We start from the raw sequence: 18101 nt of genomic DNA, 5'->3' as shown, positions 1-18101 counted from the left end.
CACCCGGAAGGGACCATGCCCCGCTTCCTCGTCGTGCTCGACGTCGATTCCACGCTCATCGAGAACGAGGTCATCGAGCTCCTCGCCGATCACGCCGGTTCGCTGGCCGAGGTCGAGGAGATCACGCGCCGTGCGATGAACGGCGAACTCGACTTCGAGGAGAGCCTGCGCGCGCGCGTCGCCACGCTGCGGGGACTGCCGAGTTCCGTGTTCGCCGAGGTCGGCGCGCTCGTCGAGGTCACGCGCGGCGTGCCGGAGATGATCGCGGGAATCCACGCCGCCGATGGTCTCGTCGGCGTCGTCTCCGGCGGTTTCCACGAGGTCGTCGACCCGATCGCCGAGCGCCTCGGTCTCGATCATTGGCGTGCGAACCGGCTGGAGGTCGTCGACGGCGTGCTCACGGGCGGCCTCACCGGTCCGGTCGTGGATGCCGCGGCCAAGGCCACCACGCTGCGGGAGTGGGCCGCCGCCGCCACCGTGCCGCTCAGCCGCACCGTCGCGGTCGGGGACGGCGCGAACGACCTGCCGATGATGGCGATCGCAGGCCTCGCCGTCGGCTTCGACGCGAAGGCGCCCGTGCGCGACCTCGCCGGGGTGCTCATCGACGAGCGCGACCTGTCCCAGGTGCTGCCGCTGCTGGGCCTGCGGGGCTAGTGCCCCATCCCCAGTCCGCCGTCGACGGGGATGACCGCGCCCGAGATGTACGCGGCATCGTCGCTCGCGAGCCACGCGATGACCTTCGCGACCTCGCTCGCGCTCGCGTAGCGACCCGCCGGGATCTGCTTGAGGTAGGACTCCTGCAGGGCGGGATCGAGCTCGGCGGTCATCTCCGTCTCGATGAACCCGGGGGCGACGACGTTCGCCGTGATGCCGCGGCCGCCGAGCTCCCGCGTGATCGAGCGGGCGAGGCCGATGAGTCCGGACTTGGAGGCGGCGTAGTTCACCTGTCCCGCCGAGCCGAGCAGGCCGACCACGCTCGAGACCAGGATGATGCGGCCGAAGCGTGCCTTCAGCATCCCCTTCGAGGCGCGCTTGACCACGCGGAAGGCGCCGCTCAGGTTCGTGTCGATCACCTCGGTGAAGTCGGCGTCGCTCATGCGCATGAGCAGCATGTCGCGCGTGATCCCCGCGTTCGCGACGAGCACCTCCACGGCGCCGAACTGCTGCTCGACCTCGGTGAACGCGGCGTCGAGGGACGCGGCATCCGTCACGTCGGCGACGACGGTGAGCGTGCCCTCGGGGCCGCTGCCCGATCGCGCGGTCACGGCGACCCGGTGGCCCTGGGCGACGAACTCCTCCGCGATCGCGCGGCCGATGCCGCGGTTGCCACCGGTGATGAGGACGGTCCTGGGGACGAGCTGGGTAGTCATGCGCACCAGCCTAGGGGCGCTCGGACGGCGGGCCGGTGCGGCGCGACGTAGGCTTGGTGCGACATGGTGCAACCGCAGTCGATCACGACCCTCCCCGAGTCGCCGGAGGTCGATCGTCGACGCCGTATGGTGCGCTACGGCGTGGCCATGGGCATCCGGGTGGCGTGCGTCATCTCGTGCTTCTTCGTGCAGGGCTGGTGGCTGCTGGTGCCGATCATCGGTGCCGTGGTGCTCCCCTACGTCGCGGTGGTGCTCGCCAACGTCGGCTCGCGCGGTCAGGGCGATGTCATCCGGCCCGACGAACGCGGTCTGGTCAGACGCTCGGAGGGGTCGTGACGACCGAGTCGTCCACGTGTTCGCGTGCAGGCTGCACCGCTCCCGCGGCATGGTGGGTGAACTGGCGCAACCCGCGCATCCACACCGAGGACCGCGTGAAGGTGTGGTCGGCGTGCGACGAGCACGTCGAGTTCCTGCGCGACTACCTGGCCACGCGTGACTTCCCCGTGCGGGTCACCGCGACCGGCCAGACCGTGGAGCGAGTGTGAAGGGCTGGGGGTTCGCGTTCTCGCGGCGCTGGCTCGGCTACCTCGGGCTCGTCGTGGTCTTCGCGATCGCGTGCGTGTTCCTGTCGATGTGGCAGCTCGCGCGCAGTGAGGAGGCGCGTGAGGCCGTCGAACGGGTCGAGACGAACTGGTCGGCAGCACCCGTCGACGTCGCGTCGGTGCTCCCCGCGCTCGACGCGTTCGATCCGGATGACACCTGGCAGCCCGTCGCGCTGCAGGGCCGCTACCTCGCCGACCAGCAGCTGCTCGTGCGCGGCCGTCCCTTCGAGGGGCACGCGGGGTTCGAGGTGCTCGTGCCCTTCGAGCTGACCGACGGCACGGTGTTCGTGGTGGACCGCGGCTGGGTGCCCGTCGGCAACAGCCAAGACCTGCCGGATGCCGTACCGGCCCCACCCGCCGGCGAGACCTCGATCGTGGTGCGCCTCAAGGCCGGCGAGCCGACGATCCCGGGCCGCAGCGCCCCGGAGGGGCAGTTGGCCACGATCAACCTCCCGACCGTCGCCGACCTCGTCGCGGAGCCGACCTACACCGGCGCCTATGGATTGCTGGCCTCGGAGGATCCGGCGCCGCCGAGCCGACCGGCCGCGTACCCGCGACCCGTCGCCGACGGCGGACCGCACCTGTCGTACGCCTTCCAGTGGGTCGCCTTCGGCGTGCTCGCTTTCATCGGGCTCGGCTGGGCGGTGCGGCACGAGTATCGGGTTCGCAACGAGGACGACCCGGAGGAGCGCCGTCGGGCCCAGTCGCGCCGGGCGAAGGCCGCGGCGAAGGGCCCGACCGACGCCGAGATCGAGGACGCGATCCTCGACCGACGCTGATCGCGATCAGGCCAGGCTGATCAGTTCCGCGTAGTCCTTGTTCCAGTGGTCCTCGACGCCGTCCGGCAGGATCAGCACGCGTTCCGGGTTGAGCGCCTCGACCGCGCCCTCGTCGTGGCTGACGAGCACGACGGCGCCCGTGTAGCCGGCGAGCGCCCCGAGGATCTCGAGTCGGCTCGCCGGGTCGAGGTTGTTGGTCGGCTCGTCCAGAAGCAGCACGTTGGCGCCGCTGACGACGATCATGGCGAGGGCGAGGCGGGTCTTCTCGCCGCCGGAGAGCACACCGGCCGGCTTGGCCGTGTCATCCCCCGTGAACAGGAACGAGCCGAGCACCCGCCTGGCCTCAGTCGCGTTGAGATCCGGCGAGGCCGAGAGCATGTTCTCGAGCACCGAGCGCTTCACGTCGATGGTCTCGTGTTCCTGCGCGTAGTAGCCGATGCGCAGACCGTGGCCGGGTTCGATCTGTCCGGTGTCGGGTTTGTCGACGCCCGCGAGCATGCGAAGCAGGGTGGTCTTGCCCGCACCGTTGAGACCGAGCACCACGACCTTGGAGCCGCGATCGATGGCGAGATCCACGGCAGTGAAGATCTCCAGCGAACCGTAGCTCTTCGAGAGGTTATGGGCCTGCAGCGGCGTGCGACCGCAGGGTGCCGGGTCGGGGAAGCGCAGCTTGGCCACGCGATCCACGGTGCGCACCTCTTCCAGGCCCGAGAGCATCTTCTCGGCGCGCGCCACCATCTGGTGCGCCGCGGCGGCCTTGCTGGCCTTGGCGCCGAACCGCGCCGCCTGCAGTTGCAGCTGCGTGGCCTTCTTCTCGACGTTGACGCGCTCCTTCTTGCGGCGCTCCTCGTCGGCCTCGCGCTGGCGCAGGTAGTGCTTCCAGCCCATGTTGTAGACGTCGATGCACTGCCGGTTCGCGTCGAGGTAGAAGACCTTGTTGACGGTCTCGCCCACCAGCTCCACGTCGTGGCTGATCACGATGAAGCCGCCCGAGTAGTTCTTCAGGAATTCGCGCAGCCAGACCACCGAGTCGGCGTCGAGGTGGTTGGTCGGCTCGTCGAGGATGAGCACCCCGGCATCCGAGAACAGGATGCGCGCCAACTCGATCCTGCGTCGCTGCCCGCCGGAGAGCGTCTTGAGCGGCTGGTCGAGGATGCGGTCGGGCAGGCTCAGGTTGCTCGCGATGGACGCGGCCTCCGCCTCGGCGGCGTACCCGCCGAGGGCATCGAACCGATCGGTGAGCGAGCTGTAGCGCTTCATCGCCGCCTCGCTCACGGCCGGGTCGTCGCTGCCCATCTCGCTCGTCGCCTTCTGCATGCCGAGCACGAGCTCGCCGAGTCCGCGGGCGTTCAGGATGCGGGTGCGCGCCAGCTCCTCCGGGTCACCGGACCGCGGGTCCTGCGGCAGGTAGCCGATGTCGCCGTCGCGCGTGACGGTGCCGTCCGTGGGCGGCATCTCCCCCGCCAGAACCTTGGTGAGCGTGGTCTTGCCCGCACCGTTGCGACCGACGAGACCGATCTTGTCGCCGCGGTCGACCCGGAAGTTGACGCCCTCCATGAGCAGGCGTGCGCCGACGCGCAGTTCGAGATCGTGCACGGAGAGCACAGGAGAAGTCCGATTCTCTTGGAGGGGGAAGGATGCGCGGGTCGTTGCGCCAGCCCACTATCCTACCTCTGAGGCCGCGTGCAGTTCGCCGCGACCGACCGCCGATTCGAGGAGGACCCCGTGAGCACCGTGACCCTGGCCATCGGGCGCCCGACGCTCGTCGACCGGATCTTCAGCCGTACGCTCGCGGTCGATCTCGTCCTCATCGCCGCCGGTGCCGCCCTCACGGCGATCGCGGCACAGATCGCGGTGCCGATGTTCCCGGTGCCGATCACCGGTCAGACTCTGGCGGTGCTCCTCGTCGGCATGAGCCTCGGCGCGGTGCGCGGAGGCCTCTCGATGGGCCTGTACGCCGCGCTCGGCATCGTCGGCCTGCCCGTGTTCAGCGACGCCTCCTCGGGCTGGGGCGTCATCGCCGGTCCGACCGGCGGCTACATCATCGGCTTCGTGCTCGCGGCCGTGCTCACCGGATGGCTGGCCCAGCTCACCTGGGACCGCAAGGTGCTCAAGGCCTTCCTCGCGTTCCTCGCCGGCACCGCCGTCACCTTCATCGCCGGCAACATCTGGCTCGCCGCGTGGCTGGGTGCCGCGGGCTTCCCGAACGATCTCGACTCGGTGCTGCGAGCCGGCCTCTACCCCTTCATCATCGGCGGGGTCATCAAGGCGGCGCTCGGTGCCGGTATCCTCAGCGCGGCATGGTTCGCGGTCGAGCGCGGCGACAAGCGCGCCGACGCGACCGAGGCCTGACGCCGAGGCTTCTCAGATCGAGAAGCCGATCGCGCGCATCATGTCGCGACCGTCTTCGGTGATCTTCTCCGGACCCCACGGCGGCATCCATACCCAGTTGATGCGGAACGCGTCCACGATCCCGTCGAGGGACTGCGCGACCTGCTCCTCGATCACGTCGGTGAGCGGACAGCCGGCGGAGGTCAGCGTCATCGAGATGATGAGGGCGTTGTTCTCGTCGTCCCAACTGAGGTCGTAGATCAGGCCGAGGTCGACGATATTGACCCCGAGTTCGGGGTCGACGACATCCTTGAGCGCCTCCTCGATCTGGTCGAAGAGCGCAGGGGCGAGTGCGCTGGCCATGCGACTACGCTACGCCCGCGGTGTCGAGAAATCGATCGTAGCCCTCGTTCTCGAGACGCTCGGCGAGCTCCGGCCCACCCTCTTCGGCGACCTTGCCGTCGACGAAGACGTGCACGAAGTCGGGCGTGATGTACCGCAGGATCCGGGTGTAGTGCGTGATGAGCAGCACACCCATGCCGGTGGCCGCCTTCGCGCGGTTGACGCCCTCGGAGACGATCTTGAGCGCGTCGACGTCGAGGCCGGAGTCGGTCTCGTCGAGGATCGCGAACTTCGGCTTGAGCAGTTCGAGCTGCAGGATCTCGTTGCGCTTCTTCTCGCCACCGGAGAAGCCCTCGTTGACGTTGCGCTCGGCGAAGGACTTGTCCATCCGCAGGGCCTTCATCGACTCGTTGACCTCTTTGATCCACGGCCGCAGTGCGGGTGCTTCGCCGTCGATCGCCGTCTTGGCGGTGCGCAGGAAGTCCGCGACGCGCACGCCGGGGATCTCCACGGGGTACTGCATCGCCAGGAACAGCCCTGCGCGCGCACGCTCGTCCACGCTCATCTCCAGCACCTCGGCGCCGTCGAGCAGCACGGAACCGCTCTCGACGTGGTACTTGGGGTGGCCCGCGATCGAGTAGGCGAGCGTGGACTTGCCGGATCCGTTGGGACCCATGATGGCGTGGATCTCACCCTCGTTGATCGTCAGGTCGACGCCCTTGAGGATCTGCTTGGTGCCCTGCTCGGTCTCCACGCTCACGTGGAGGTCCTTGATTTCCAGTACTGACATGTCTGTTCCTGTCCTAGGCCTCGACGGCCAGGGTCTCGCTCGGGTCGATGGAGATGACGCCATCCTCATCGACATTGACCTTGAACACCGGCACGGGTTCGTACGCCGGGAGATTGAGGGGCTTGCCAGTGGTGAAGGAGAACTTCGATCCGTGCGCCCAGCACTCGATGCCGTCGTCCTCGACGAAGCCCTCGGCGAGGGAGATGTCGCCGTGCGTGCAGGTGTCGCCGATGGCGTGCACCGTGCCGGTCGAGTCCTTCACGAGCACGATGGCCACCTTGTCGAGCACGACGCGGAACGCCTTGTCGGTCTCGAGCTCATCGATGGTGCAGACGCGGGTCGCGGTCATCGGGCGCCTCCCGCGAGCTCCTGCTCGATCGCCTCGTGCAGTCGCGCCTCGAGCTCGGCATTGCCGACCTTCTGCACGATCTCGGCGAGGAAGCCGATCACCACGAGTCGTCGGGCCTCGGCCTCGGGGATGCCGCGGGCCTGCAGGTAGAACAGCTGCTCGTCGTCGAAGCGGCCGGTCGCGCTCGCGTGGCCGGCACCCAGGATGTCGCCGGTCTCGATCTCGAGGTTCGGAATGGAGTCCGCGCGCGTGCCCTCCGTGAGCACGAGGTTGCGGTTCTGCTCGTAGCTGTCGGTGCCGCTCGCCTCGCGCCCGATGAGCACGTCGCCCACCCAGACAGTGCGCGCACCGGCGCCCTGCAGTGCGCCCTTGTAGTTGACGCGCCCCTTGGTATTCGGGCCGAGGTGATGCAGGTACACGCGCTGCTCGATGTGCTGGCCGGCGTCGGCGAAGTAGAGCCCGTAGAGCTCGCCCTCCGCCCCCTCGCCAGCAAGGTGCACGGAGGGGTTCACACGCACGACCGCGCCGCCGAGCGAGACCACGATGTGCTTGAGCTTGGCGCCACGCCCGACGGTCGCGAAGTGGCTGGCCAGGTGCAGCGCCTCGTCATCCCACTCCTGCAGGCTCACCACGGTGAGGTCGGCGCCGTCGCCGACGACGATCTCGACGTTCTCGCTCAGCACCGCCGGCCCGGTCGACTGCAGGATCACGGTGCCGCGCGCGTTCGGCGCGGCGGTGATCACGGTGTGGGCGGCCCGAGGTGCTGTGCCGAGACCGGAGCGGTGGATCGTGACATCCCGATGCTCCTCGGAGTCGAGCGTGACGGCCAGGGCCTGCTCGAAGCTCGACCAGGCGTTCGCGGATGCGCGCTCCTCGGGCAGGCCCGCGGAACCGATGCGCGGGTCCGTGCGCGGGATCCACTCGATCGACTCCCCCGCCGCCTCGTAGGGCGCTCCGTCGAGCACACCCTCGACGAGCTCGCGCACGGCGGCCACGGGCGTGAGCTTCCACTCGAGTTCGAGTCCGGTGACGGGCGCGAAGTCCGCGGGGTCCACGGAGGTGAAGCGCTCCGAGCGCGTCTGTACTGGGACCGGCCCGTCGCTGTGGGCGGTGAGCCCGTGCTGGCCTTCGGTGAGCAACGACATCTAGCCGACAGAGCCTTCCATGCTCATCTCGATGAGCTTGTTGAGTTCGAGTGCGTATTCCATGGGCAGTTCGCGAGCGATCGGCTCGATGAAGCCCCGGACGATCATGGCCATGGCCTCGTCCTCCGGCATGCCGCGGGACTGCAGGTAGAAGAGCTGTTCCGCGCTCACCCGCGAGACCGTGGCCTCGTGTCCCAGCTGCACGTCGTCGACACGGATGTCGATGGCCGGGTAGGTGTCGGAACGCGAGATGGTGTCCACCAGGAGGGCGTCGCAGCGCACGGTGTTCGCCGAGTGGTGCGCCTTGGCATCCACGCGCACCTCGCCGCGGTAGCCGGCCCGACCACCGCCGCGTGCGATCGACTTCGAGACGATCGAGGAGGTCGTGTACGGCGCCATGTGGATCATCTTCGCGCCGGCGTCCTGGTGCTGGCCGGGGCCCGCGAATGCGACCGAGAGCGTCTCGCCCTTGGCGTGCTCGCCCACCAGGAAGATGCTCGGGTACTTCATGGTGACCTTGGAACCGATGTTGCCGTCGATCCACTCCATGGTGGCGCCCTCGTGAGCGATCGCGCGCTTGGTGACCAGGTTGTAGACGTTGTTCGACCAGTTCTGGATCGTCGTGTAGCGAACGCGGGCGTTCTTCTTCACGATGATCTCGACGACGGCCGAGTGCAGGGAGTCGCTCTTGTAGATCGGCGCGGTGCATCCCTCGATGTAGTGCACGTACGAGCCCTCGTCCGCGATGATCAGCGTGCGCTCGAACTGACCCATGTTCTCGGTGTTGATGCGGAAGTAGGCCTGCAGCGGGATCTCCACGTGCACGCCCTTGGGCACGTACACGAACGATCCACCCGACCACACGGCGGTGTTCAGCGCCGCGAACTTGTTGTCGCCGGCGGGGATGACCGTGCCGAAGTACTCCTCGAAGAACTCGGGGTGCTCGCGCAGCGCCGTGTCCGTGTCCATGAAGATGACGCCCTGGCGCTCGAGCTCTTCGTTGATCGAGTGGAAGACGACCTCGGACTCGTACTGCGCTGCGACGCCGGAGACCAGACGCTTGCGCTCCGCCTCCGGGATGCCGAGCTTCTCGTAGGTGTTGCGGATGTCCTCCGGGAGGTCCTCCCAGGTCTGCGCCTGCTTCTCGGTGGAGCGCACGAAGTACTTGATGTTGTCGAAGTCGATGCCCGAGAGGTCGGCGCCCCACGTGGGCATGGGCTTGCGGAAGAACTGCTTGAGCCCGCTCAGGCGGGTCTTCAGCATCGATTCCGGCTCGTTCTTGAGTTTCGAGATGTCCTTGACGACGTCCTCGTCGATTCCGCGACGGGCGGATGACCCGGCCACATCGGAATCCGACCAGCCGAACTCGTACTGCCCCAGGCCGTTGAGCTCGGGGCGATCGATCAGTACGTCAGACATTGGATTACCTCGTTTCCTTGCCGGGTCGAACCTGACGGGCCGCCGCGGCATTCCCCTGCTGCAGTTCTCTCCGGTGCTGCCACCGTGTCGGTGCGCCCGGAACGGGAGCACTCGGGGAGGAGACTCCCCCGCATCGACGTCGATCTCCCGGGAAGGGGCTGCGTTTCGCAGAACCATCAGATTCTACAGGGCCGGGCCGGGAAAGGGCAGCGTGGCGGACGCGATTGCCCTCGTAGGATGGAAGCCGCTTCGACAGTGACGGGAACCGAGAATGAGTGTCAGCACGGCAGGATGGGTGCGGGCACTGCCCGACACCGTCGATCGCAGGGTTCGCATCACCGCGGTGCTCTCGCTGGTCTCGCAGATCCTCATCGTCGGCACCGGCGGTGCCGTGCGTCTCACCGGCTCGGGTCTCGGCTGCCCCACCTGGCCGCGGTGCACCGACGGATCGTTCGTCGCGACGCCGGAGATGGGCATCCATGGTGCCATCGAGTTCGGCAATCGGCTCCTGACGTTCGTGCTCATAGCCATCGCGATCGCGATGTTCCTGTTCGTGGTGCGGCAGCGCCGCACCCGTCCGGAGCTGTTCGCCCTGGCCCTGGCGTTGGGGCTCGGCATTCCGGCGCAGGGGGTAGTGGGGGGCATCACGGTGCTTACCAACCTGAACCCCTATGTGGTCGGGCTGCATTTCGTGGTCTCCGCTGTGCTCGTGGCACTGGCCACGGTGCTCGTCTACCGCGTGTTCACCGGGCCGCGCGGCCCGCGGCTCGCCCTGCCCGCCTGGTACCTGGTCCTGGCCTATGCCGCGACGGCGCTGGTGAGCGTGACGATTCTGGTCGGCATCGTCACGACCGGGTCCGGTCCGCACGCCGGCGACGGCGGCGCCGCGCGCAACGGTCTGAACTCGGAGCTGTTGCAGCACGTGCACAGCTGGCCGGCCTACGCCACTCTCGCCGCGACGATCGTGCTCGTGCTCGGCGCCTGGCGCCTGGGACAGGGGCGACTGCTGCGGCTCGCCCTCGTGCTGCTCGGCATCGAGGCTGCGCAGATCGTGGTGGGGCTCGCCCAGGCGCGCCTCGGACTTCCCGAGGTGCTCGTGGGCATCCACATGGTGCTCGCGGTCTGCCTCGGCGGCGCGATGACCGCGGTGGTGCTGGCCTTGCGTGACGACTCCGCGACCGCCGGCTGAGAATTTTCGTCCGGCGAGCGGCGTCATAGTTCGCAGGAACACCGGTCCTCTTTGAGTGGAAGGCGCCGCCAGCGCGCCGAAGGCCGACTGCGGCCGGATCGAGGAGGATCACATGCCAGTCAAGCGACTCACCACGACGCACGCGGGACGGATCGCGATCGCGGCCGTGCCCGTCGCCGTCGTCAGCACCGTGCTCATGGCCGGGGTCGCACAGGGTGCGGTGCCGGTGTCATTCGCCGTCTCCGGCAGTCAGTTCCAGATCAGCGCAGAACTGCTCGAGGGCACGGGCTTCTCGCAGTACGCGGGCGTCGCGAACGACACCGCGGGCACACCGCGCCAGGTCGCCATCGCCAACATCGCCTCCGCGAGTCTCACGGGCCTGTGCCAGTCGGTCGTCACCGAGACGCCGCTCGGCCCGGTCGGCCTCAGGATCACCGCGGGTGGGGCCGGAACGCCGGCGACCGCGACCGACCTGCAGATCGGCATGACGGATCTCAAGGGCGACTCGAGCTTCGGCAACATCCGGATCGGCGTCGACGCCTCGACGGTGAACACCGCCGCCAAGGGCGACGCCGGCAGTTTCGCGCAGGATGCCGACACCATCACCATCAGCGGCCTGCAGCAGACCGCGTGGAGCACACAGGCTTCCGTCTTCACACTCAACGGAATGCACGTCGAACTGACCGATGGGAGCACGTCATGCTTCTGAGTCCGGGGATCCGGCAGTGGATGCGCGACCGGCCATTCGTCGGTGGCCTGCTGACGGTGCTCGCCGGCGTCGAGATGTTCTTCTCAAGCCAGCTCGACCTCGGCAACATCCACGTACAGCTGGGTATCGAAGGCTTCCAGGCCACCCTCATCCCCGTGATGCTCGTCGTGCTCGGTACCCTGGCCGTGCTCATGCCCGTGCATCGGGTGTTCTACGGTGTCATCTCCCTCGTGGTGACGGTGTACTCGCTGGTGGGCGTCAACCTCGGGGGGTTCTTCCTCGGCATGCTGCTGGGATCGGTCGGTGGGGTCCTCACCGTCGCCTGGGCACCCAGGACCACGGATGCCGCGGCCGACGACACGACGGATGCGGCCGCGCGAGCCGCCATCGTGCGCCCCGTCGCGCCGGGCCGGTGAGCCCTCGCCGCCGCGCCCGCCACGGCGGCGGCGTCGTCATGCTGAGCGCGCTGTGCGTCGCCGTCGGCTTCGGCGTGCTCGGCGCCGCACCGATTCACGCCGCGGCGCTGTGCATCCCGCTGATCATGACGTGCTCCCCGGAGGTCGATCCGCCGAGCGATACGCCGATCGTGCCGCCGGTCGATGTCGGCGGCATCCTGGGCGAGCTGCTCAACGGCGGGGAGCCGGTGCCCGACGACGCTCCGGCGCTCGGTGGGCTTCCGGTCGTGCTCGCCCCCGACCCGGGTGCACCGATCATGACGCTCCCGGCGGCGCAACTGGGGGGCTCCTCGATCTCGTTCAGCGGGCTGCGATCGGTGAGCGCCGTCACGGTCCCGCTCGCCGACGGACGTCAGGCGCCCGTGCTCAAGCTCGTGGCGGATCGCATCGTGATCACCGACTTCCTGCTGGACGTGCGCCACGCCACCGGCCCGTCGCTCGTGAGCACCGCGACGACCATGACCCTCGACGGCCACGTGCAGGTTTACGTCGACTCGCTCACGGCGACCCTGCTCGACGGTCTCGGGATCAGCCTGCTGGCGCCCACCCCGCCGCCGGGAGACGAGTTGCCCCCACGGCTGCTGCGGGTGACGCTCGGGCTCGTGGGTGTCACCGCCGACTCGATCACCTTCGACGACTCCCATCAGCGGCTGCACCAATAGCCGCCGCGGGCGGGATCAGAACGGCAGCAGCGGGTCGATTCCGACCGCGAGGAACACGAGGGTCAGGTAGCTGATCGAGCTGTGGAACACCCGCATCGGGCGAACCTCGCCGTGCCTGATCGCGGTGGCGTACAGGCGGTGGGACTCGATCACGAACCACGCGCCGGATCCGATCGCCACGACGGTGTACAGGATGCCCATGCCGGCCACCGGGATCAGCAGCAGCGAGCACGCCACCGTCGCCCACGCGTAGAGCACGACCTGCAGGCCGACCTGCGTGCGACCGCGCACCACCGCGAGCATCGGCACGTTCACCGACTGGTAGTCCGCGCGGTACTTCATCGACAACGGCCAGTAGTGCGGGGGCGTCCAGAGGAACACGATGCCGAACAGCACGACCGGGGTCCAGGTGAGCGACTCGGTCACCGCGGCCCACCCGATGAGCACGGGCATGCAGCCGGCGATGCCGCCCCAGATGATGTTCTGCGGCGTGCGGCGCTTGAGCAGCAGGGTGTAGACGAAGACGTAGAACAGGATCGCGGCGAGCGAGAGCGCGGCGGCGAGCCAGTTGACGAGCAGGCCGAGCCAGACGACCGAGAGCACGCCGACCACCCAGGCGAACACCAGCGCCTCGCGGTCGCTCAACTCCCCCGTGACGAGCGGCCGCTTGCTGGTGCGGTTCATCACACGGTCGATGTCGCGGTCGATGTAGCAGTTGAATGCGTTCGCCGAGGCGGCGCTGAGCGAACCGCCGATGAGCGTGGCGAGCACGAGCCAGAGGTCCGGGATGCCGTTGGCCGCGAGGATCATCACCGGCGCGGTCGTGATGAGCAGCAGTTCGATCACGCGAGGCTTGGTCAGCCCGACGTACGCCTTCACCTTGCGCAGAAAACCGATCCGGTCGACGGGCGGCGCGGACTCGACCAGAACATCCATGATGCCTCGATTCTAGGTCACGACATCACGGTCACCGCCCTCCTCCCGCTCCGATCCTGGAGGTTCCCTATACTTGGACTGCCTGCCACCCGTCGGCACCAAAGCCCAGAAGCCCATTCGTGAACCCGGGCTGCCCACGGACCGCCGCCGCCGCCAGGCAGGCACCGTTCCGGACGCCCCCGACACCAAGGGCGCCGTATCAAGAAGGGTCATCGTCAGTGGCAGATCTCCAGTGGGAACCCATCGATTCGCGAGCGGTCGACACCGCTCGGATCCTCGCGGCGGATGCCGTCGAGAAGGTCGGCAACGGGCATCCCGGCACCGCGATGAGCCTCGCTCCCGCCGCGTACCTGCTCTTTCAGAAGGTCATGCGCCGCGACCCGGCCGACAACGAGTGGATCGGTCGCGACCGCTTCATCCTCTCCGCCGGTCACAGCTCGCTCACCCAGTACGTACAGCTGTACTTCGGCGGCTACGGCCTCGAACTCGACGACCTCGAGGCGCTGCGCACCTGGGGTTCGAAGACCCCCGGCCACCCCGAGTACGGTCACACCGACGGGGTGGAGATCACCACTGGCCCGCTCGGTCAGGGCATCTCGTCGTCGGTGGGCTTCGCCTACGCCTCTCGCTACGAGCGCGGCCTGTTCGACCCGGACGCCCCGGCCGGCACGAGCCCGTTCGACCACTTCGTCTACGTCATCGCCGGTGACGGCGACCTGCAGGAGGGCGTCTCGAGCGAGGCGTCCTCGCTCGCGGGACACCAGCAGCTCGGCAACCTGATCGCCATCTACGACTCGAACCAGATCTCGATCGAGGACGACACCAACATCGCGTTCACCGAAGACGTGAGGGCGCGCTACGAGGCCTACCACTGGCACGTGCAGGTCGTGGACTGGAAGAAGACCGGCGTCTACGAAGAGGACGTGCACGAACTGTACGCGGCCATCGAGGCGGCGAAGGCCGTCACCGACAAGCCGAGCCTGATCATCCTGAAGACGATCATCGGCTGGCCGAGCCCGAAGAAGCAGAACACCGGCAAGATCCACGGTTCGGCGCTCGGTGCCGAGGAGCTCGCGGCCGTCAAGGAGGTGCTCGGCTTCGACCCGGCCAAGAACTTCGACGTCGAGCCTTCGGTGATCGAGCACACGCGCAAGGCGCTCGAGCGCGGCAAGGCCGAGCACGAGGCCTGGCAGGTGCAGTTCGACGCCTGGGCCGCGGCCAACCCGCAGCGCAAGGCGCTGCTCGACCGGGTGCTCACCGGTGCCCTGCCCGACGGCGTCGAGGCTGCACTGCCGGTCTTCGAGGCCGGCAAGGATGTCTCCACCCGCGCCGCGAGCGGCAAGGTGCTCGGCGCGCTCGGTGCGATCATCCCCGAGCTCTGGGGCGGCTCCGCCGACCTCGCCGAGTCGAACCTGACGACGATCGCGGGTGCGGAGTCGTTCGTTCCGACCGAACACTCCACGCACGAGTGGGACGGCAACCCCTACGGTCGCACGCTGCACTTCGGCATCCGCGAGCACGCCATGGGCGCGATCCTCAACGGCATCGTGCTGCACGGCAACACGCGTCCCTACGGCGGCACCTTCCTCATCTTCAGCGACTACATGCGCCCGGCGGTTCGACTGGCCGCGCTCATGAAGGCGCCGGCGATCTACGTGTGGACGCACGACTCCGTCGCCCTCGGTGAAGACGGCCCCACCCACCAGCCGATCGAGCAGCTCGCGTCGCTGCGCGCGATCCCGGGTCTGGACATCGTGCGTCCCGGCGACGCCAACGAGGTGGCCTGGGCGTGGAAGACGATGCTCGAGCGTCGGCAGGGTCCGGCGGGCATCGCCCTGACGCGCCAGAACATCCCGGTGTTCGAACGCGGTGCGAACGGCTTCGCGGACGCCTCGAACACCGCCAAGGGCGCATACGTGCTCGTCGATGCGCCGAACGGTTCGCCCGACGTGATCATCATCGCCACCGGCTCGGAGGTGCAGCTGGCCGTGGAGGCCCGTGAGCAGCTCGCGGCCGAGGGCATCCAGGCCCGCGTCGTTTCCGCCCCGTGCCTCGAGTGGTTCGAGGAGCAGGATGCCGCGTACCGCGAGTCCGTGCTCCCCGCCGCCATCACCGCCCGGGTCTCGGTCGAGGCCGGGCTGCGTCTCGGCTGGGAGCGCTACGTCGGCGAGCGGGGCCGCAGCGTCTCGATCGAGCACTTCGGTGCATCCGCCGACTACAAGACCCTGTTCCGCGAGTTCGGGATCACCACCGAGGCCACCGTGGCCGCCGCCAAGGAATCGCTGGCCGCGCAGTAAGCGTGCCGAAAGAGAGAAGAAGCACCATGAGCACCGACACCACCCCGACGGCCGCGCTCTCCGAGCTCGGCGTGAGCATCTGGCTCGACGACCTCTCCCGTGAACGCATCGACTCGGGCGGCCTGCAGAAGCTCATCGCCGACCGCAACGTCGTCGGCGTGACGACCAACCCCACCATCTTCGCGACGGCGCTGGCGAAGGGCGACGCCTACGATGCGCAGGTCACCACGCTCGCAGCGGCCGGCACGACCGTGACCGATGCGGTGTTCGAGATCACCACGGACGACGTCTCCGCGGCGTGCGACATCTTCCGGCCCGTCTACGACGCCACCGGCGGTCGCGACGGTCGGGTCTCCATCGAGGTGGAGCCCGGTCTCGCACACGACGCCGCCGGCACGATCGCGCAGGCCAAGCAGCTGTGGGCCAAGGTCGACCGTGCGAACGCGATGATCAAGATCCCGGCGACCGTCGAGGGCCTTGAGGCGATCACCGAGACCATCGGCGCCGGGATCAGCGTGAACGTGACGCTGATCTTCAGCCTGGACCGCCACCGCGCGGTCATCGAGGCCTATCTCGCGGGGCTGGAGAAGGCCAAGGCGGCCGGTATCGACCTCTCGACGATCCGCTCGGTCGCCTCGTTCTTCGTCTCGCGCGTCGACACCGAGATCGACAAGCGTCTCGACGCGATCGGCACCGACGAGGCGAGGGCCCTCAAGAGCAAGGCCGGGGTCGCCAACGCCCGTCTCGCCTACCAGGTGTACGCGGAGGCGTTCGCCACGGATCGCGCGAAGGCGCTGCTCGCTGAGGGAGCGCACACCCAGCGTCCGCTCTGGGCCTCCACCGGTGTCAAGGACCCCTCGCTGCCCGACACCCTGTACGTGGTCGAGCTCGCGGTGCCCGACACCGTGAACACGATGCCCGAGAAGACGCTCGAGGCCACCTTCGACCACGGTGAGATCCGCGGCGACGCCGTGACCGGCGCCTACGACTCGGCACGCGCCGAGTTGGACGCGATCGCCGCGCTCGGCATCTCCTACGACGAGGTGACGGCCTTGCTGGAGTCGGAGGGCGTGGAGAAGTTCATCGTCTCGTGGAACGAGCTGCTCGACACCGTCTCCGCCGCGCTCGAGGCAGCCAAGTGAGCGTCAAGCTCGCCCTCGGCAGCGATGTCGAGCACGCGGTCCGCCGCGTCGTGCCGCAGCTTGTCTCGGACCTGGTCGCGAGCCGCATCACGGGCAGCGACGCCTCGCTGTGGGGTGCGGATGCCGAGGCCGAGGCCTCGATCCGCCTCGGCTGGGTGGAGGCCGTCTCCGTCTCCCGCCCCCTGGTCGACGACATCTACGCGCTGCGGGACTCGCTGCGCGACCAGGGCGTCGACCACATCGTGCTGGGTGGCATGGGTGGATCGTCGCTGGCCCCTGAGGTGATCACCCGCACCTACGGCGTCGAGCTGACCGTGCTGGACTCCACGGATCCCGGCCAGGTGCTCGCCGCGCTGAACGACCGGCTCGCCACCACCGCCGTCGTGATCTCCTCGAAGTCCGGTTCGACGGTGGAGACCGACAGCCAGAAGCGGATCTACGAGCAGTATTTCCGCGAGGCGGGCATCGACCCGCTCGACCGCATCGTGATCGTCACCGATCCGGGTTCGCCGCTCGATCAGTCGGCCCGTGCCGCCGGGTACCGCGTGTTCAACGCCGACCCGAACGTCGGCGGGCGTTACTCGGCGCTCACCGCGTTCGGCCTGGTGCCCTCCGGCCTAGCCGGCGTCGACCTCGAGGAGCTGCTCGACGAGGCCGAGACCATGTCGCTCGAACTCGCGATCGACTCCCCCGACAACGCGGGCCTCGTGCTCGGCGCGGCGATGGCGTTGAAGGGCAAGCTCGGTATCGTGCCGGACGGCACGCACATCCTCGGCTTCGGCGACTGGGCGGAGCAGCTCATCGCCGAGTCCACCGGCAAGCTCGGCAAGGGCGTGCTCCCGGTGGTGCTCGATGTCGACTCTCCGGAGCTCTCGCTCGATCTGCCGGACCTCCAGATCATCCGTCTGGTCGGCGACTGGGAGGACACCCGCCACGTGGCGCCCGGTGAGATAGAGATCACCGGCACGCTCGGCTCGCAGCTGCTGACCTGGGAGTACGCGGTCGTCGTCGCGGGACGGCTCCTGGGCATCAATCCGTTCGACCAGCCCGACGTGGAGTCCGCGAAGGTCGCGACGCGCGAGATCATCGACCACCCGGCGCCGCGTGCGGATCCCGCGTTCGTGGCCGGTGGGGTCGAGGTGCGCGGTACCGCCGACGTCGTGGGCGGTGCATCCGATCTCCCCGGTGCGATCGACGCATTGCTGGCGACGCTCGGGCCCGACGGCTACGTGGCGATCCAGGCCTACGTCGACCGTGTCGCCCATCCCGAGCTGGTGCAACTGCGCGACGCCGTCGCCGCGCGCACGGGGCGCCCGGTCACGTTCGGCTGGGGACCACGGTTCCTGCACTCGACCGGGCAGTTCCACAAGGGCGGCCCCGCGGTCGGCGTCTTCCTCCAGCTCACGCTGGACGAGCCGACCGATCTGCAGATCCCGGACCGTCCGTTCACCTTCGGTCAGTTGATCCGGGCACAGGCCGATGGCGATGCGAGCGTCCTGGCGGCGCACGGCCGGCCGGTGCTGAGCCTCACCGTGCGCGATGCGGCGTCCCTGCCCGTCGTGATCGACGCCCTGCGCTGAGAGG

General features: G+C 68.7%; 20 protein-coding genes. 12 read left to right on the top strand and 8 right to left on the bottom strand.

The window, feature by feature from the left end; genetic code table 11:
- Positions 1 to 15 precede the first annotated feature (15 nt).
- Entirely contained in the window at positions 16 to 654 is a 639-nt protein-coding gene (gene serB / locus PYV02_RS12465; RefSeq protein ID WP_275759369.1) for a phosphoserine phosphatase SerB, read from the top strand.
- Here serB and fabG read toward each other — a convergent pair.
- A complete protein-coding gene (gene fabG / locus PYV02_RS12460; RefSeq protein ID WP_275759368.1) occupies positions 651 to 1370 on the bottom strand; it encodes a 3-oxoacyl-ACP reductase FabG in 720 nt (239 codons plus the stop codon). The genes serB and fabG overlap by 4 nt on opposite strands.
- A gap of 63 nt (positions 1371 to 1433) precedes the next feature.
- Here fabG and PYV02_RS12455 point away from each other — a divergent pair, with 63 nt between their 5' ends.
- From PYV02_RS12455 to PYV02_RS12445, 3 genes are read left to right on the top strand one after another with little or no spacing between them, the layout of a single operon-like run.
- The gene (locus tag PYV02_RS12455; protein WP_275759367.1) at positions 1434 to 1706 is read left to right on the top strand and encodes a DUF3099 domain-containing protein; all 273 of its coding nucleotides are present in this window, start codon (positions 1434 to 1436) and stop codon (positions 1704 to 1706) included.
- Positions 1703 to 1915 carry a hypothetical protein gene (locus tag PYV02_RS12450; RefSeq protein WP_275759366.1) on the top strand — a complete coding sequence of 71 codons (213 nt, stop codon included), beginning with the start codon at positions 1703 to 1705 and terminating at the stop codon, positions 1913 to 1915. Before PYV02_RS12455 ends, PYV02_RS12450 begins: the two co-directional genes overlap by 4 nt.
- Positions 1912 to 2751: an SURF1 family cytochrome oxidase biogenesis protein gene (locus tag PYV02_RS12445; protein ID WP_275759365.1), complete on the top strand. Its 840-nt coding sequence runs from the start codon at positions 1912 to 1914 to the stop codon at positions 2749 to 2751. Before PYV02_RS12450 ends, PYV02_RS12445 begins: the two co-directional genes overlap by 4 nt.
- 6 nt (positions 2752 to 2757) lie before the next feature.
- Here the strand turns inward: PYV02_RS12445 and PYV02_RS12440 are convergent, their stop codons facing one another.
- On the bottom strand, positions 2758 to 4356 hold the full coding sequence (locus PYV02_RS12440) for an ABC-F family ATP-binding cassette domain-containing protein (RefSeq protein WP_275759364.1): 1599 nt from the start codon (positions 4354 to 4356) through the stop codon (positions 2758 to 2760).
- 120 nt (positions 4357 to 4476) lie between these two features.
- Between PYV02_RS12440 and PYV02_RS12435 the strand changes: the two genes are divergently transcribed.
- On the top strand, positions 4477 to 5103 hold the full coding sequence (locus PYV02_RS12435) for a biotin transporter BioY (RefSeq protein WP_275759363.1): 627 nt from the start codon (positions 4477 to 4479) through the stop codon (positions 5101 to 5103).
- Between the two features lie 12 nt (positions 5104 to 5115).
- Here PYV02_RS12435 and PYV02_RS12430 read toward each other — a convergent pair whose 3' ends face one another.
- From PYV02_RS12430 to sufB, 5 genes are read right to left on the bottom strand one after another with little or no spacing between them, the layout of a single operon-like run.
- Positions 5116 to 5445: a metal-sulfur cluster assembly factor gene (locus PYV02_RS12430; protein WP_275759362.1), complete on the bottom strand. Its 330-nt coding sequence runs from the start codon at positions 5443 to 5445 to the stop codon at positions 5116 to 5118.
- Between the two features lie 4 nt (positions 5446 to 5449).
- Complete coding sequence (gene sufC / locus PYV02_RS12425; protein ID WP_275759361.1) at positions 5450 to 6214, bottom strand: Fe-S cluster assembly ATPase SufC; 765 nt, start codon at positions 6212 to 6214, stop codon at positions 5450 to 5452.
- A gap of 13 nt (positions 6215 to 6227) precedes the next feature.
- The gene (locus tag PYV02_RS12420) at positions 6228 to 6563 is read right to left on the bottom strand and encodes a non-heme iron oxygenase ferredoxin subunit (protein ID WP_275759360.1); all 336 of its coding nucleotides are present in this window, start codon (positions 6561 to 6563) and stop codon (positions 6228 to 6230) included.
- Positions 6560 to 7708: a Fe-S cluster assembly protein SufD gene (gene sufD / locus PYV02_RS12415; RefSeq protein WP_275759359.1), complete on the bottom strand. Its 1149-nt coding sequence runs from the start codon at positions 7706 to 7708 to the stop codon at positions 6560 to 6562. The genes PYV02_RS12420 and sufD overlap by 4 nt, the downstream gene beginning before the upstream one ends.
- Positions 7709 to 9127, bottom strand: a complete 1419-nt coding sequence (sufB, locus tag PYV02_RS12410; RefSeq protein WP_275759358.1) for a Fe-S cluster assembly protein SufB — start codon at positions 9125 to 9127, stop codon at positions 7709 to 7711.
- Between the two features lie 271 nt (positions 9128 to 9398).
- Here sufB and PYV02_RS12405 point away from each other — a divergent pair, with 271 nt between their 5' ends.
- From PYV02_RS12405 to PYV02_RS12390, 4 genes are all read left to right on the top strand, one after another.
- Positions 9399 to 10316, top strand: a complete 918-nt coding sequence (locus tag PYV02_RS12405) for a COX15/CtaA family protein (RefSeq protein ID WP_275759357.1) — start codon at positions 9399 to 9401, stop codon at positions 10314 to 10316.
- Positions 10317 to 10428: 112 nt separating this feature from the next.
- Positions 10429 to 11025, top strand: coding sequence for a DUF6230 family protein (locus PYV02_RS12400; protein WP_275759356.1), 597 nt, complete (start codon positions 10429 to 10431; stop codon positions 11023 to 11025).
- Positions 11016 to 11441, top strand: coding sequence for a DUF6114 domain-containing protein (locus PYV02_RS12395; protein ID WP_275759355.1), 426 nt, complete (start codon positions 11016 to 11018; stop codon positions 11439 to 11441). The genes PYV02_RS12400 and PYV02_RS12395 overlap by 10 nt, the downstream gene beginning before the upstream one ends.
- Positions 11438 to 12142 carry a hypothetical protein gene (locus tag PYV02_RS12390; protein WP_275759354.1) on the top strand — a complete coding sequence of 235 codons (705 nt, stop codon included), beginning with the start codon at positions 11438 to 11440 and terminating at the stop codon, positions 12140 to 12142. Before PYV02_RS12395 ends, PYV02_RS12390 begins: the two co-directional genes overlap by 4 nt.
- A gap of 15 nt (positions 12143 to 12157) precedes the next feature.
- Here the strand turns inward: PYV02_RS12390 and PYV02_RS12385 are convergent, their stop codons facing one another.
- Positions 12158 to 13078 carry a heme o synthase gene (locus PYV02_RS12385; RefSeq protein ID WP_275759353.1) on the bottom strand — a complete coding sequence of 307 codons (921 nt, stop codon included), beginning with the start codon at positions 13076 to 13078 and terminating at the stop codon, positions 12158 to 12160.
- Positions 13079 to 13296: 218 nt separating this feature from the next.
- Here PYV02_RS12385 and tkt point away from each other — a divergent pair, with 218 nt between their 5' ends.
- From tkt to PYV02_RS12370, 3 genes are read left to right on the top strand one after another with little or no spacing between them, the layout of a single operon-like run.
- On the top strand, positions 13297 to 15375 hold the full coding sequence (gene tkt / locus PYV02_RS12380; protein WP_275759352.1) for a transketolase: 2079 nt from the start codon (positions 13297 to 13299) through the stop codon (positions 15373 to 15375).
- A 26-nt stretch (positions 15376 to 15401) separates the two neighbouring features.
- Positions 15402 to 16517 carry a transaldolase gene (gene tal, locus PYV02_RS12375; protein ID WP_275759351.1) on the top strand — a complete coding sequence of 372 codons (1116 nt, stop codon included), beginning with the start codon at positions 15402 to 15404 and terminating at the stop codon, positions 16515 to 16517.
- A complete protein-coding gene (locus PYV02_RS12370) occupies positions 16514 to 18097 on the top strand; it encodes a glucose-6-phosphate isomerase (protein WP_275759350.1) in 1584 nt (527 codons plus the stop codon). Before tal ends, PYV02_RS12370 begins: the two co-directional genes overlap by 4 nt.
- The last annotated feature ends 4 nt before the right edge of the window (positions 18098 to 18101 follow it).

Source organism: Antiquaquibacter metalliresistens, from assembly GCF_029211225.1.
Taxonomy (GTDB): Bacteria; Actinomycetota; Actinomycetes; order Actinomycetales; family Microbacteriaceae; genus Rhodoglobus; species Rhodoglobus metalliresistens.
This window is presented reverse-complemented; position numbering and strand designations above follow the sequence as displayed.

Excerpts from the sequence above, each read along its gene's own strand:
- serB (WP_275759369.1), top strand. The coding sequence starts at position 16 with ATGCCCCGCTTCCTCGTCGTGCTCGACGTCGATTCCACGCTCATCGAG.
- fabG (WP_275759368.1), bottom strand. The coding sequence starts at position 1,370 with ATGACTACCCAGCTCGTCCCCAGGACCGTCCTCATCACCGGTGGCAAC.
- PYV02_RS12455 (WP_275759367.1), top strand. The coding sequence starts at position 1,434 with ATGGTGCAACCGCAGTCGATCACGACCCTCCCCGAGTCGCCGGAGGTC.
- PYV02_RS12430 (WP_275759362.1), bottom strand. The coding sequence starts at position 5,445 with ATGGCCAGCGCACTCGCCCCTGCGCTCTTCGACCAGATCGAGGAGGCG.
- sufC (WP_275759361.1), bottom strand. The coding sequence starts at position 6,214 with ATGTCAGTACTGGAAATCAAGGACCTCCACGTGAGCGTGGAGACCGAG.
- PYV02_RS12420 (WP_275759360.1), bottom strand. The coding sequence starts at position 6,563 with ATGACCGCGACCCGCGTCTGCACCATCGATGAGCTCGAGACCGACAAG.
- sufD (WP_275759359.1), bottom strand. The coding sequence starts at position 7,708 with ATGTCGTTGCTCACCGAAGGCCAGCACGGGCTCACCGCCCACAGCGAC.
- sufB (WP_275759358.1), bottom strand. The coding sequence starts at position 9,127 with ATGTCTGACGTACTGATCGATCGCCCCGAGCTCAACGGCCTGGGGCAG.
- PYV02_RS12405 (WP_275759357.1), top strand. The coding sequence starts at position 9,399 with ATGAGTGTCAGCACGGCAGGATGGGTGCGGGCACTGCCCGACACCGTC.
- PYV02_RS12400 (WP_275759356.1), top strand. The coding sequence starts at position 10,429 with ATGCCAGTCAAGCGACTCACCACGACGCACGCGGGACGGATCGCGATC.
- PYV02_RS12395 (WP_275759355.1), top strand. The coding sequence starts at position 11,016 with ATGCTTCTGAGTCCGGGGATCCGGCAGTGGATGCGCGACCGGCCATTC.
- PYV02_RS12385 (WP_275759353.1), bottom strand. The coding sequence starts at position 13,078 with ATGGATGTTCTGGTCGAGTCCGCGCCGCCCGTCGACCGGATCGGTTTT.
- tal (WP_275759351.1), top strand. The coding sequence starts at position 15,402 with ATGAGCACCGACACCACCCCGACGGCCGCGCTCTCCGAGCTCGGCGTG.